This is a genomic window from Leyella stercorea, assembly GCF_021531655.1.
The window spans coordinates 39813-53942 of sequence record NZ_JADYUF010000012.1 but is presented as its reverse complement, the minus strand read 5'-3'; the positions used below and the strand labels follow the sequence as shown (position 1 = coordinate 53942).

General features: G+C 50.4%; 11 protein-coding genes. 7 read left to right on the top strand and 4 right to left on the bottom strand.

Annotated elements, in window-relative coordinates; all coding sequences use genetic code 11:
* Positions 1–13: 13 nt before the first annotated feature.
* Together I6E49_RS05120 and I6E49_RS05115 are read left to right on the top strand one after the other, a co-directional pair.
* Entirely contained in the window at positions 14–700 is a 687-nt protein-coding gene (locus I6E49_RS05120; RefSeq protein ID WP_235400822.1) for an ABC transporter ATP-binding protein, read from the top strand.
* 347 nt (positions 701–1047) lie between these two features.
* Entirely contained in the window at positions 1048–1878 is an 831-nt protein-coding gene (locus tag I6E49_RS05115) for a CvfB family protein (RefSeq protein WP_235400821.1), read from the top strand.
* A gap of 57 nt (positions 1879–1935) precedes the next feature.
* On the opposite strand, the gene I6E49_RS05110 is transcribed toward I6E49_RS05115, so the two are convergent.
* Both I6E49_RS05110 and I6E49_RS05105 read right to left on the bottom strand, forming a co-directional pair.
* The gene (locus I6E49_RS05110) at positions 1936–2721 is read right to left on the bottom strand and encodes a LytR/AlgR family response regulator transcription factor (protein WP_235400820.1); all 786 of its coding nucleotides are present in this window, start codon (positions 2719–2721) and stop codon (positions 1936–1938) included.
* 62 nt (positions 2722–2783) lie between these two features.
* Positions 2784–4829 carry a tetratricopeptide repeat-containing sensor histidine kinase gene (locus tag I6E49_RS05105; protein WP_235400819.1) on the bottom strand — a complete coding sequence of 682 codons (2046 nt, stop codon included), beginning with the start codon at positions 4827–4829 and terminating at the stop codon, positions 2784–2786.
* Between the two features lie 454 nt (positions 4830–5283).
* On the opposite strand from I6E49_RS05105, the gene I6E49_RS05100 reads away from it, so the two are divergent.
* Together I6E49_RS05100 and I6E49_RS05095 are read left to right on the top strand one after the other, a co-directional pair.
* Complete coding sequence (locus I6E49_RS05100) at positions 5284–6795, top strand: NAD(P)H-hydrate dehydratase (protein ID WP_235400817.1); 1512 nt, start codon at positions 5284–5286, stop codon at positions 6793–6795.
* Between the two features lie 48 nt (positions 6796–6843).
* Positions 6844–7896, top strand: coding sequence for a DUF4831 family protein (locus I6E49_RS05095; RefSeq protein WP_235400815.1), 1053 nt, complete (start codon positions 6844–6846; stop codon positions 7894–7896).
* A gap of 311 nt (positions 7897–8207) precedes the next feature.
* On the opposite strand, the gene I6E49_RS05090 is transcribed toward I6E49_RS05095, so the two are convergent.
* Positions 8208–8348: a hypothetical protein gene (locus tag I6E49_RS05090; protein WP_235400813.1), complete on the bottom strand. Its 141-nt coding sequence runs from the start codon at positions 8346–8348 to the stop codon at positions 8208–8210.
* 639 nt (positions 8349–8987) lie between these two features.
* On the opposite strand from I6E49_RS05090, the gene I6E49_RS05085 reads away from it, so the two are divergent.
* Positions 8988–9959, top strand: coding sequence for a hypothetical protein (locus I6E49_RS05085; RefSeq protein ID WP_235400811.1), 972 nt, complete (start codon positions 8988–8990; stop codon positions 9957–9959).
* A gap of 83 nt (positions 9960–10042) precedes the next feature.
* Here the strand turns inward: I6E49_RS05085 and alaS are convergent, their stop codons facing one another.
* Positions 10043–12664 carry an alanine--tRNA ligase gene (gene alaS / locus I6E49_RS05080; protein WP_235400809.1) on the bottom strand — a complete coding sequence of 874 codons (2622 nt, stop codon included), beginning with the start codon at positions 12662–12664 and terminating at the stop codon, positions 10043–10045.
* Between the two features lie 95 nt (positions 12665–12759).
* On the opposite strand from alaS, the gene I6E49_RS05075 reads away from it, so the two are divergent.
* Together I6E49_RS05075 and clpP are read left to right on the top strand one after the other, a co-directional pair.
* Positions 12760–13107 (top strand): MerR family transcriptional regulator, encoded by a 348-nt coding sequence (locus I6E49_RS05075; protein WP_235400807.1) that lies wholly within the window; start codon positions 12760–12762, stop codon positions 13105–13107.
* Between the two features lie 309 nt (positions 13108–13416).
* On the top strand, positions 13417–14124 hold the full coding sequence (gene clpP, locus I6E49_RS05070; protein ID WP_235400806.1) for an ATP-dependent Clp endopeptidase proteolytic subunit ClpP: 708 nt from the start codon (positions 13417–13419) through the stop codon (positions 14122–14124).
* The last annotated feature ends 6 nt before the right edge of the window (positions 14125–14130 follow it).

Genomic DNA, 14130 nt, shown 5'->3' with positions numbered 1-14130 from the left:
TTCAAAATTCAATATGATTGACATTAAAGGAATAACAAAGAGTTTCGGCTCGCTTCAGGTGCTCAAGGGCATCGACCTCCACATCAACAAGGGTGAGGTGGTGAGCATTGTCGGTCCGAGCGGCGCCGGCAAGACAACATTGTTGCAGATAATGGGCACACTCGACAGTCCGGACAGCGGCGAAATCGTTGTCGATGGGGTAGATGTGCGCAGCCTTTCGACAAAGAAGTTGAGCGATTTCCGCAACCGTCATATAGGATTCGTGTTCCAGTTTCATCAGCTTCTGCCCGAATTCACAGCCCTCGAGAATGTTATGATACCGGCATTCATAGGCGGCAAGAGCCAGGCTGAAGCCAAGAAGCGCGCCATGGAACTCCTTGAGTTCATGGGACTGGCTGAACGTGCATCGCATAAGCCTGCCGAACTGTCGGGTGGAGAGAAACAACGCGTTGCCGTAGCACGTGCACTTGTCAACAATCCGGCAGTAGTCTTCGCCGACGAACCGTCGGGTTCGCTCGATTCAAAGAACAAGGCCGAACTCCACCAACTCTTCTTCGACCTGCGCGACCGCTTCGGCCAGACCTTCGTCATTGTCACTCACGACGAGCATCTGGCAAGCATCACCGACCGCACAATACATATCGAGGACGGACAGATAAAGGATGCAGAGGAAAGTGAAGTGAAGAACGATATAGTGTAATAATAGAATAGTTTAACAAGGATAAGACAATTGGAACGCAAGCAGTACGCCCCGAAGGGGCAGAAGTACATAGCCCAGGGCAGCGCCCTGGGGAGATTAATTCCAAATAACAATGCGCCCTGTAAGGGCAAAAGCATTGATGATAAGAGCTTATGCCCTTGCAGGGCGCAAGATTGTGCTTGTTCTCTTACCCAGGGCGTTGCCCTGGGCTATGTGATTATTGGGCTTTCAGCCCGCATTTGTTGAGCTATTGCATTTCGGTCTATAAACTATTAGGGCTTTCAACATGTTGTATTGTTGCTGTCCTATAGCTAATTAATTGTTTAACTGTTTACAAATAGAACTTTATGATAAAACTTGGCGATTACAATAAGATGACCGTTGTGAAGGAGGTAGACTTCGGATTGTACCTCGACGGCGGTGATGAGGGCGAGATATTATTGCCCAAACGTTATGTACCGGAGGGTACAAAACCAGGCGACGAACTTGAAGTGTTCGTATACCTCGACCAGGAAGAGCGTCCCGTCGCTACTACTGAGCATCCGCTTTGTAAGGTCGGCGACTTCGCTTATTTGGAAGTCTCGTGGGTCAACGAGTACGGAGCATTCCTCAACTGGGGACTGATGAAGGACCTCTTCTGCCCCTTCCGCGAGCAGAAGAAGCGTATGCAGAAGGGCGAAAGCTATATTGTGCACGTGCATATCGACGAGGAGAGCTATCGCATCGTGGCTTCTGCCAAGGTGGAACGCTACTTTGCCGAGCGCCATCCTTTCTACAATCACGGACAGGAGGTGGACCTGCTGGTGTGGCAGAAGACCGAAATGGGATTCAAGGTGATAATAGACAACTGCTATCCGGGACTTGTCTACGAGGACCAGGTGTTCCGCTATCTGCACACCGGCGACCGTGTGAAGGGTTATATCAATACGGTTCGCCCCGACGGCAAGATTGATGTGACGCTCCAGCCTACCGGACGTCAGCAGACACTCGACTTCTCGGAGACGCTGCTGCAGTATCTTAAGGACAACGGAGGAGTGTGCGACCTGGGCGACCGCAGCGATGCTGAAGACATAAAGCGACGCTTCCAGGTGAGCAAAAAGGTGTATAAGCGTGCCATTGGCGACCTGTACCGCCGCCGACTGATCAACATCACCGACAACGGTATAGCTCTTGTATAATAAAAAAGAAGGGCATTGCCGATTTCGGTAATGCCATTATATATTAATAAGGTGGGATTAGAAGCTGCTGAAACGGTCGATTAGTTTCTTGCGGAACAGCCGTCCTACCTTCACTTCTTGCAACGTATCGAATGGAGGATAGAAATGACAGGTGTTGTCAGCCACTTCCATCAGATATATGATGTTTATGATATGCTTCTGACTTACACGCACAAGTGTGTCGTTGAGAGCCAGAAGCATATCGCTGTTTATGTTTCGTTTCAGTCGGATAGGGTGTTTCTCGCCTGCCAGAGTCACCTCCCATACACGCAAATCGCTGTTGTATGCGAAGAGTCCGATGTCGTTGATGTCTACCAGACGGAAGTCGACGGCATTGGTATAGACGATATATTTGCCGTCGTTGCGCCTTGCTATGCCGTCGCCGATGATTGTCGGGGCTGCAGGAGTGGCTGGAGTGGACGGCGTGCGTGGCTGTTCGGTGCTCATGTCGATGCACACCCGGCGTATGATGGTGCGCAGTTCGGCATCGTTTATGGGTTTCAGAAGATAGTCGAAAGCCTTGTTGCGGAATGCCGACAGCATGTATCGGCTGTGTGCAGTGTACATAACGACGCGGCAATGGTGGCTCGCATTCATGTCAATGCGCTCAAGAAATTCAATACCAGAGATGTCGGGCATGTTCACATCGAGAAACATCAGATCGGGTTTGCTGTCGTTATACAGCCTTAGTCCGTCCATTCCGTTGTGCGCCATACCGATGATTTCTATTTCATCGTATTCTGTCAGTTTGCTCTTAAGGGTCTCAGCAGCCTTCCGGTCGTCGTCAATAATGATGATGTTCATATCCTAGTTTGTTTATATTGTTGGTTTTTTATTGTTTGTTTCACTCAGTAGCTTTGTTTGTTTCACTCTATTTTCACTCCGTCGGGCACTTTCAGCATAGCCTCGCACCCCTTGATTTGCTTTCCGTCAGAGCTGTAGATGTTGTGTATGTCAAACCTTATTTTGTCCTTGTTGTGCAAATTTATCACAGCTATGGTTTGCGAAATGATGTTCATACCGGTCTTGCGGCGTAGCGTGACTGGATTGAATCCCGGTCCGTTGTCGGTCACTCTTATCACCGTATTGTTGTGTTCGTGTCTTACGGTAATGCTCAATAGCTTGATGCCTTCCTTGTTTCGGAGGGCGTGTTTGATAGAGTTCTCGGTCATAATCTGTATGAACATCGACGGAATCCTGACGCTGCTGGCATCCACATCGGGCGCAATGTCGATGCTGAAGTTGAAGTCGTCGCCCATCAGATAGCTTTCCACGCGTACGTATTGCTGTACGAATTCCAGCTCCTTTTGCAGTTCTACGCCCAAAGTGCTCGACATATCGAGGTTGGCACGAATCAGTTGTGCCAGCTCGGTAAGCTCGTTGGTCTCCTTGGCGTCCGACTTTATGATTCTGTTGTTTAGCACATTGAACATGAAGTGGGGTGATATGCGATTGCGAACGTTGTCGAGCTTGAGGTTCATCATGTTCAGCTGCACCTTGAAACGGCGTTTGCGAAGATACAGAACCCACAGTATGAGCAGCAGAATGGATGTAACGGCGATTGAAATGGCCAATGTGCTGGTGAACTTTATGCTCTGTATCTCGGCGTTCTTGTGCTCAATGGCGAGGTCGTGGTGCAACTGCAGCGTGTCGGTAGTGAAACGCGACATTATCTCGGCGGTTCGCATGTTGGAGAGGTTGTGTTCGATAGAGTCGTTGTAGGCTATCGACTTGTTGAGCAAAGCGTATGCCTTGTCGTAGTCGCCGGTGAGTTCGTAGTATCTGCGTTTGTATTTGTTGCGTATGTTTACAAGCGTGTATGGTATGAGCGAGTCATCGGTCTTGTCAGCCATAATGCGTCCGGCTTCCTGCATTCTGCCTGCTCTCACGGCAATACCGAAGCGTATTGTGTTGCAATAATAAATGGATGTGTTGTCGCCTTGCGCTCTGAAGTAAGGTTCTACATCATCCAGCATGGCAGTAGCATCGTTCAGTTTGCCGAGGTTAAGGTACACGTCAGCCAGATTGATCTTGCACAAGTACATGTCGAACGTGCGCATCATGCCGTGCTGTTCGAGTAGTTTCTTCATGCGCAAGAAGCTCTGTAGCGCATTCTTATAGTCGTCTTGGTAGTAGTAGTAGTTGCCCAGATTGTTGATATAATAAGCCTGCATCGAGGGTGACATTTCCTTGACGTGAGGTTCGGTCTGGTCGTAGTAGAGCTTGGCTTTGTCGTAGTTGCGCAGCATAACGTAAATCTGTGCCAGTCCCATGTATAGCGTTATGTTCTCCTTTTGGGGCAAATTGAGCGAGTCGACGAGAAAAAGTGCACGCCTATACCACTTGGCTGCGTTGGGAAGGTCGTTGCACAACAGGTAGGCGTCAGCCATATTGGCGCACGTCTTGGGCAGATTGTGCTTGCTGTTGCTGTTGAGCAGCAGATTGTAAGTTTCTTTATTGAGGGCTACAATGCGTCGCGGGTCGCGGTGATTGCTCATGTATCGAGCCGCCTGGCAAGCCTTTGCGCCAGCCATAAGCGAGTTGAGCCGTGGCGAGAGGTACGTTCCGTTGGTGGCGTAATAGCCGTCGTCCTGCTGTGTTACGAATGTCTTGACGCTGTCGATGAGCGTGTCGGCACGCTCGGGGTGCTCAGTCAGACTGTAGAAGAGAGCCTTCCGCAGCATGTACTCGTAGTAAGTCGTGCTGTCATCGGCCTCGTTCATGCCACGCTCTATGGCTTGCAGAGCCGATGGGGCGAGTGCTGCAATCGAGTCGTCGAGCCACCGCATGTTGCCGTTTTGCGCCATATCGTTATTGCTTTGCTTTGGATTGCATACCAGTAAGGTTATGGTTACGACCGCTATACATGCTATTATTGTAGCTTTAAGCAGTTGCTTTGTTGTCGTGTTCATATTGTTCATTGTACACGTTTCCTCTTTTTTAGTACATTGATATTGCAGCAAAGCGTAATGAAAAAGGCTTCAATAGCCAGGATGCAGTTTATCTGCTGCAAATATACAACAAATATTGCAAACCTGTTGATACAAATCAATAAAATACTTTGAAATTGTGCTCGTTAACAAAAAATTGTAATCAAAATTTTGCCGTATCTTAAAATGAGCGTATCTTTGCAATGTTTTTCATGGTATTAGATTTAAGGTTAACAAAGGTTGGGACTCAGCGGAGCCCCTTTTTTTGTGCCCATACGTTTCATAATATATCATTTTAAGCCCTTTTTACGGTAGTTAGGGCTACTATTTCCTTTTATTTTTGTATTTTTGCACAGTCGCACAGTCATTTCGACCACACTCGTATGGCGTGGAAGACGACAGAAGTGCAAAATCCATAAAAATACCTTATAGAATTATGAAGATACTAACAGGAGCGCAGATACGCGAGCTCGACAAGTATACAATCGAACATGAGCCGATAGCATCGATAGATTTGATGGAGCGTGCAGCGCGTGCCATCACCGCAGCCATTCAACAGCAGTGGCCTCAAGGCACACCGGTTGTGGTGTTTGCAGGTCCTGGCAACAATGGCGGCGACGCATTGGCGGTGTCGCGCATGCTTGCTGAGAAGGGCTATAGCGTTGATGCTTATCTGTTCAACGTACACGGTCATCTCTCGGATGAATGTGCCAAGAACCGTGACCGACTCGTTAGCGAGGGCTTGATACACCGTTTCACAGAGGTGTCTACCAATTTTGACCCGCCAAAACTCACCGAACAGACGCTGATAGTAGACGGATTGTTCGGTTCGGGACTCAACAAGCCATTGGAGGGCGGCTTCGTCTCGCTTGTGAAGTACATCAACCAGTCGCCGGCACGCGTTGTCAGCATCGACATTCCGTCAGGACTGATGACCGAAGACAATGCCGGTGTGCCGTCAATGGCCATAGTACGCGCCGACGTTACGCTCACTCTGCAGATGAAGAAGCTGGCAATGCTGTTTGCCGATTGCCAGCAATACCTCGGAGTGGTGCGTGTGCTCGACATACGTCTGTCGAAAGATTACATCAAGAGCATTCCTTCCGCCTACTCAACCGTTGAGGCCGACCTCGTGCGACAGATGATGTTGCGCCGCGACGATTTCGCCCATAAGGGCATGATGGGCAACGCGCTGCTCATAGCCGGAAGCGAAGGCATGGCTGGAGCCGCCGTACTCGCCACACGGGCATGCTTGCGCAGCGGTGTGGGCAAGGTGACTACGCTCACTCCACGTTGCAACTACGCGATAATGCAAATGTCAGTACCCGAGGCAATAGTTCATCCCGACAGCGAGAACTATTATTCGGAGGCGATATCAACCGAAGAGTTCAACGCCGTAGGCATAGGTCCGGGACTGGGTCGCGACGAAGGTTCGGCGCTCGCATTGATGTCGCAGTTGCAGCAGACACAATGTCCGGTGGTGCTCGATGCCGATGCCTTGAACATGCTCGGGTCGCACGGTATGTGGATAAGCCAGCTGCCCGACAACATGATTATGACCCCGCATCCGCGCGAGCTCGACCGTCTGGCGGGCACGGCAAGCCACAGCGACGGCGAGCGTCTGGCTGTAGCGCGCGACATGGCAGAGAATCTTCGCGCCTATATATTGCTGAAGGGCCATCACACGGCGCTTTGCATGCCCGACGGCAATGTTATGTTCAACACTACGGGCAATTCGGGTATGGCTACAGCAGGCAGCGGCGACGTGCTCACCGGAATCATCACGGGACTTCTGGCACGTGGATATTCGCGCAAGAACGCCTGCATTGTGGGCATGTATCTGCACGGATTGGCAGGCGACATAGCCGCGCAGCGAGTGGGCAAGGAGTCGCTCGTGGCAAGCGACATTATCGCCGCGCTGCCCGAAGCATTCAAGGCTATGTATTAAGAGAAGACATAAGTTGACAAGATACGAGTTAACAAGATATAAGTAAATATGAAGATACTATCAACTATATTACTCTCAGCCTTAGCCGCAACGTCGGCAATGGCTGGTGGCGACAAGCCCGTTGACGGTTTGTCGTATTCGCTGCCCAAGACAGCGGTGCGTATGCAGGTGCTTGTAGAGAAAACCGTGACCCAGCCGGGACAGCTTGCCGGATTCTCGCAGCTGTACTTCGGCAAGGCAGGTGTAAGCACCCAGCAGACTGCTTATCGCATCGTCGGCGTGTCGTTCAGCTCGGAGGGACGTGCCGATGCCGACCGCCGGTACACAGTAGCTATCGACAAGAAGCACAGTATACTCTCAGTCGACTGCGCACCCGACGGTTCGCTGCTTGCCATCAACACCAAGGCGCAGCGTGCCAAGGCTTCTGCAGCCTTCGTGCCGTCGCCCCGCAAGGCTCCGCTCAACCCCCGCGACTATATGAGCCAGGACATTCTCTCGGCTGGCAACTTGCCCAAGATGGCGCAGCTCGTGGCACAGGAGATATACGATATACGCGATTCGCGCTCGCAGCTGTCGCGTGGTGAGGCCGACTTTATGCCGAAGGACGGCGAGCAGTTGCGCCTTATGTATAGCCAGCTTGCCACTCAGGAGGCGGCACTCATGCAATTGTTCCAGGGCACAACGACCGTTGACACCACGGCAACCGTCATCAGCTTCATTCCGACAAAGGAAAATCTGCGTCCCGTAGTGTTCCGCTTCTCAAAGAGTTTCGGCCTATGTGCTGCCGACGACTATTCGGGCGACCCCGTATATGCCAACATTGAGGACACAGAGTCGTCGAAGCCGTTGCCCGAAACACCTGCCGAAGTTGCCAAGATGAAGGACGACTTCAACCTGGGAGTGGTACGTCCCGGACACATCCGCATCACGTTGGCTACAGCAGAGGGCAAGCCGTTGGGCTATTACGAGACCGATGCCGCACAGTTCGGCACAGTTGAGATGCTCAATGGAGCCTTGTTCGGCAAGAAGTTTACATCGCACATCATACTCGACCCTGCAACGGGTGGGGTAGTGGAGTTGAAGACCGAGCCGCTGGAATAGTATAAAGAGTCGGGCGGCTACGCCTCAGTTGAGGTGTAGATACGCTGTAGATACATCACGCATATTTTTTTATGATACATCAGCTGTGCTGCATGTCATCGCAAAAAGGAGTCCTTTTGCATTCCAAAAGGGCTCCTTTTGCATTGTAAAAGGACTCCTTTTGCAGTCCAAAACGAACCCTTTTGCAGTCCAAAAGGACTCCTTTTGGAAACCGGGTATATTTATGTTGCTTCATCCGACATTTCGAGTGATGATGTTAATAGTTAAGTTTGAGATTGAATAGGCAATGCAAATAGTAGGAGGATGGTGAGTCAAAACTCAATTATACGGGCTGAAAGCCCAATAAGCACATAGCCCAAGGCAGCGCCTTGGGTGTACGGATAGAATATAGCAAAACGCCCCGTAAGGGCAAAAGCATTGATAATTAACGCTTTTGCCCTTACAGGGCGCATTGTTTTTGGTGGCTTTTTACCTCAGGGCGTTGCCCTGGGCTATGTGCTTCTGCCCCTTCGGGGCGTGCTGCTTAGACTTTTGACTTTACCCTCCTGGGCAGTTAATCAATACATTACGTTTTACTCCAGTATCACAATATTTTAATCGTATATTTTCCTGTTTTTTCCTTTTTATTCATCCTTTTTTACTAAATTTGCATCGTAATATACAATGAGTGAAGAACGTTTCGCTTATTGAAAGAGAGAGCTAACGGTTTGTCAAACATTAAATTAGGTAATAAGAAACAGACAGAACTAAACAGATTACAACACAAAAAGTGAATACGTGTACGATAGACACATCACAACTGAGAGTTATACAAATGACTTCTGAAGAAAGTCGCAAATACGAAAACTTAGATAAAGCGTTATCGTTCTGTACTTAATGTATTGTAGGGACATTATGCCCTATACCTTATTATATATATGGCTATACCTTATTTATATATATGGCTATACCTTATTATAATAATACCGTGTGTTTGCAACGTGTGGTATATATATGTACGGAATGTTGTGACGCTGCTTTTATTAAATTAAGCAAACTTTACAATGAAAAAAATCTTTTTATTTGTCATCGCATCAGTTTGGGCTTTAGGTATGTCAGCACAAAAGGATGTGAAGGGAACAACAGAGTTCGGTATCAATTTGGGTTATGATTTCGGTCTGCAAAGAGGTGGAGGTGGCTTCTTCTCTTTACAGCCTGAATTCGGCAAACACTTCTCCAACCAGTTCTATTTGGGCGTGGGTACAGGTGCATATGTCGATGACAAGTTCAATTCGGTAAGCATTCCGGCATTCGTTCGTGCCCAGGTCGATTTCCCGATGAAGGGTATCACCCCCTATGTTTCGCTGCAGGGAGGCTACGACTTCTTCACAAGTGGCGAAGGAACAGGCTGGGGACGTATCAATCCTTCGATCGGTGTGAAGGTGCCTGTGAGCAAGAATGTTGACTTCAACGTAGGCTTTGGCTACACCCGCACTATCATGGACGGCGGTGGCATGGACATGCTTGGATTCAAGGCTGGCCTTAGCTTCAATTCAAACGGAAGCGGTTTCTCACAGTTCTTGAAGTCATTGGACTACAGCATTGAACTGGAAACGTATACACCGATGACCGTCACAGCAGAAGAGTCGAATGAAACAAATAAGGTGAAGTTTACAAATATGATAGGTGCACGATTCTCGGCATTGGCTCCGCTGCCCGTTGAGAACCTTTATGCAGGTTTGAGTGTGGGCGTAGGCAGATACACCGAGAAGAATACTTTTGACAATCACAGTGGCATTCAAGAAAATTTTGATGAGTCGGGCATTTATGTAAATGCTATGGCACGTGTAAAGTACAAGGCAAAGCAGATTGCCATTGCCGATAGGGTTTATCCTTTTGCGCAGGTAGACGCAGGTGTCGATGCTTTGTATGATGCCATTTTCAGCGTTCAGCCGGCTGTAGGTGTGTCGATAGCAACCAAGGGCGACCACAGCATTGATGTCTCTTTGGGTTATGCTACCAAGCGACTCGACTATGAGCAGAACAAGGGTTGTATGCGTATAGCAGTTGGCTATACATTCTAAATAAAACGAAAAAAACTCGTTGAACATCCTTAAGCGGATGAGCAACGAGTTTTTTTATGTGTGTATTTATTGTTCTATTGAACTTACAGCTGAGCCATCTCGACTACCTTGTCGACTGCTGCTGACAGTCCGTCCTTGTCCTTTCCGCCTGCCTGGGCGAAATGTGGCTGACCGCCACCGCCTCCCTTGATGAGCTTGGCAGCCTCGCGTACCATCTGTCCGGCGTTGAGTGAGTGGTCCTTAACGAGATTGTCGCTCATTGCAACGTTCAGCATCGGCTTGTCGTGAGATACTGTGCCGACGACAGCGAGCAGGTTTTCGGCTACAGCCTGGCGCAGCTTGAACATCAAGTCCTTAGCGGCTGCCGGCTCCATGGGCAGTACGGCGGTGATAACCTTAACGCCGTTCACCTCGCGAGCCTTAGCGATGAGTTCGCTCTTGGTGCGCTCTACAGCCTGAGCCTGGAACTGTTCGATGCTCTTCTTCATAGCGTCGTGCTCCTCGATGTACTTGCCTATGACAGCCTGAAGGTCCTTGGCGTTGTTGAAGAGAGTGCGGATAGCCTTCAGAGAGTCCTCAACATTGTACATCAACTCCTCGCATTCCTTTCCGGTCTTTGCCTCGATACGGCGGATGCCGGCTGCAACGCTGCTCTCAGAGATAATCTTGAAGAATCCGATGCGGCCAGTCGACTGTGCGTGGATACCACCGCAGAACTCGCAGCTGGGTCCGAAACGCACCACGCGTACCTTGTCGCCATACTTCTCGCCGAAGAGTGCGATGGCACCGAGCTTCTTTGCCTCCTCAAACGGAGTGTCGCGATGCTCGTCGAGCGGCAAGTCCTGACGTATAAGGTCGTTGACCAGACGCTCTACCTTGCGCAGCTCCTCGTCTGAAACCTTAGAGAAGTGAGAGAAGTCGAAGCGCAGAGTGGTGGGCGAAACGAACGAGCCCTTCTGCTCAACGTGGTCGCCGAGCACCTGCTTCAGAGCATAGTCGAGCAAGTGTGTGGCTGTATGGTTGGCTGCCGAAGCCTCGCGGGCGTCAACGTCGACGCATGCCATGAAGTCAGCTTCAGCGTTTTTGGGCAGTTCCTTTACGATATGTATCGACTGGCCGTTCTCGCGCTTGGTGTCAGTAATGTTCACTGTCTCGTTCTCGCTTACCAGAACGCCGGTGTCACCGACCTGACCACCCATCTCGCCGTAGAACGGTGTGTAGTCCAATACGAGTTCGTAGTAGGTGTTCTTCTTCTGTGTCACCTTGCGATAGCGCAGGATGTGGCACTCGTACTCGGTGAAGTCGTAGCCCACGAACTGCTGTTCGCCCTCGCGCAGGTTCACCCAGTCGCTGTTCTCAACGGCTGCTGCGTTGCGTGCGCGTTCCTTCTGCTTCTGCATCTCGGCGTTGAATTCGTCCTCAGCTACAGTAAATCCGTTCTCACGGCAGATGAGTTCGGTGAGGTCGAGGGGGAATCCGTAGGTGTCGAACAGGCGGAAAGCCTGCACGCCGTCGAGCTGTGTCTTGCCCTGCTTCTTCAGCTCTTCCATAGCCGAAGAGAGGAGGTTGATGCCCTTCTCAAGTGTGCGGAGGAACGAGTCCTCCTCCTCCTTGATGACGTGGATGATGAGGTCGTGCTGAGCCTTGAGTTCGGGGAAAGCCTCGCCCATCTCGTTTGTGAGCACGGGGATAAGCTTGTAGATGAACGCTTCCTTCTGTCCGAGGAAGGTATAGGCGTAGCGTACGGCGCGGCGCAGGATGCGGCGGATGACGTATCCGGCCTTGGCGTTAGACGGCAACTGTCCGTCGGCGATAGAGAAAGCTACCGCACGCAGGTGGTCGGCACATACACGCATAGCCACGTCAGTGTCCTCATTGACGCCGTACTTCATGCCGGTGATGGCCTCTTCCTGCTTGATGATAGGCTGGAAGATGTCGGTGTCGTAGTTGGAGTGCTTGCCCTGCATGGCGCGTACAAGACGCTCGAATCCCATACCGGTATCAATAACGTGCATAGGCAGCGGTACGAGCGAGCCGTTGGCCTTGCGTTCGTACTGCATGAACACGATGTTCCATATCTCGATAACCTGCGGGTCGTCCTTGTTTACGAGTTCGCGACCTGGAGTCTTGGCCTTCTCTTCAGGAGTGCGCGAGTCGAGGTGAATCTCCGAACATGGTCCGCAAGGACCCGTATCGCCCATTTCCCAGAAGTTGTCGTGCTTGTTGCCGTTGATGATATGGTCGGCAGGCACGTGCTTAGCCCAATATGATGCAGCCTCGTCGTCGCGTTTCAGTCCTTCTTCTTCGCTTCCTTCGAATACGGTAACGTAAAGATCGGCGGGGTCAAGCTTCAATACGTCTACCAGATACTCCCATGCGTAGTCGATGGCGCCCTCCTTGAAGTAGTCGCCGAACGACCAGTTGCCGAGCATCTCGAACATTGTGTGGTGATAAGTGTCGTGTCCTACCTCTTCGAGGTCGTTGTGCTTGCCGCTCACACGGAGGCACTTCTGGGTGTCGGCACGGCGTCGCGGCTCCGGTTCGCGAGTACCGAGAATGATGTCTTTCCACTGGTTCATACCAGCATTGGTGAACATCAACGTTGGGTCATCCTTGATTACCATCGGTGCACTTGGTACGATGGTGTGTCCTTTCGACTCGAAGAACTTTTTGAACGAGTCGCGGATTTCGTTAGCTGTCATCATATTATATAATATTATGTACTTTGTATTAAATTCTTCCTAAAACGTTTGCAAAGGTACTCTGTTTTGGTTATTTTTGCAAATAAATTAAGACTAATATGGCACTGAATACCAACAAGAATGTGAAATTATACTACTCCATCAAGGAGGTGGCGGCTATGTTTGACGTGCGAGAGTCGACGTTGCGCTACTGGGAGTCGGAGTTTCCCCACCTCAAGCCCAAGACGGTGGGCCAGAGCGTGCGCCAATACACCGAGAAGGACATTGAGCAGATACGCACCATACACAATCTGGTGAAAGTGCGCGGCTTCAAGCTGGCGGCGGCACGCAAGATGCTCAACAAGAACCGCGCCGGTGTGGACAAGAGTTCGGACATTCTTGCCACGCTGATATCCGTGCGCGACGAGCTGAAAGAACTCAAGCGCAGGCTCGACTCACTCGTGTAGAAAAGCGCACTTTGCACCCCTGCAGAGCCATAGAAATTAGGCCGTTTCGCAAAAGGACTCCTTTTGCACCCGAAAAGGACTCCTTTTGCACTCAAAAAGGACCCCTTTTGCAACCCAAAAGGACTCCTTTTGAAACCCAAAAGGACTCCTTTTGAAAAGCAAGCCAATCCATTTGAAAAATGGAGACGTAAAAATATATGCAATAATAAATCGGATTACAAGAAATTTTTTGTATCTTTGTATAATGTAGGGCGATAAGTAACGGTCTCTACATTATTTATATATATAGACAGAAAAGTAAACACTTATATGAACGACTTCAGAAAATTCGCTACCAGCCGCGGTATGAGCGGAATGGTGCTCGACGATGTGGTGAGAGCCCAGGCGCAGTATCTCAACCCGTACATACTTGAGGAACGCCAGTTGAACGTCACTCAGATGGACGTGTTCTCGCGCCTTATGATGGACCGCATCATATTCCTCGGCACCGAAATCAACGACTACACAGCCAACACCCTGTCGGCACAGCTGCTGTATCTCGACTCGGTTGACCCGGGCAAGGACATTTCGATATACATCAACTCGCCCGGCGGAAGCGTTACGGCAGGCCTCGCCATATACGACACAATGCAATTTGTCACCAGCGATGTCTCTACAATGTGTACAGGCATGGCAGCCTCGATGGCAGCCGTACTGCTCGTGGCAGGCAAGGAGGGCAAGCGCTCGGCATTGAAGCACAGCCGCGTGATGATACACCAGCCCCTTGGCGGTGTGCAGGGACAGGCTTCGGACATCGAAATCGAGGCCCGCGAGATTCAGAAGTACAAGAAGGAGCTGTACACCATCATCTCCGACCACTCGCACACACCATTCGACAAGGTGTGGGCCGACTCCGACCGCAACTATTGGATGACAGCCGAGGAGGCAAAAGAGTACGGAATGATCGACTTTGTAATGACCAAGAAGCCGGGATTCGATGCTGCCGGCGAAATGACACCAATTGCAGGAAAGGAGTAGGAAGTA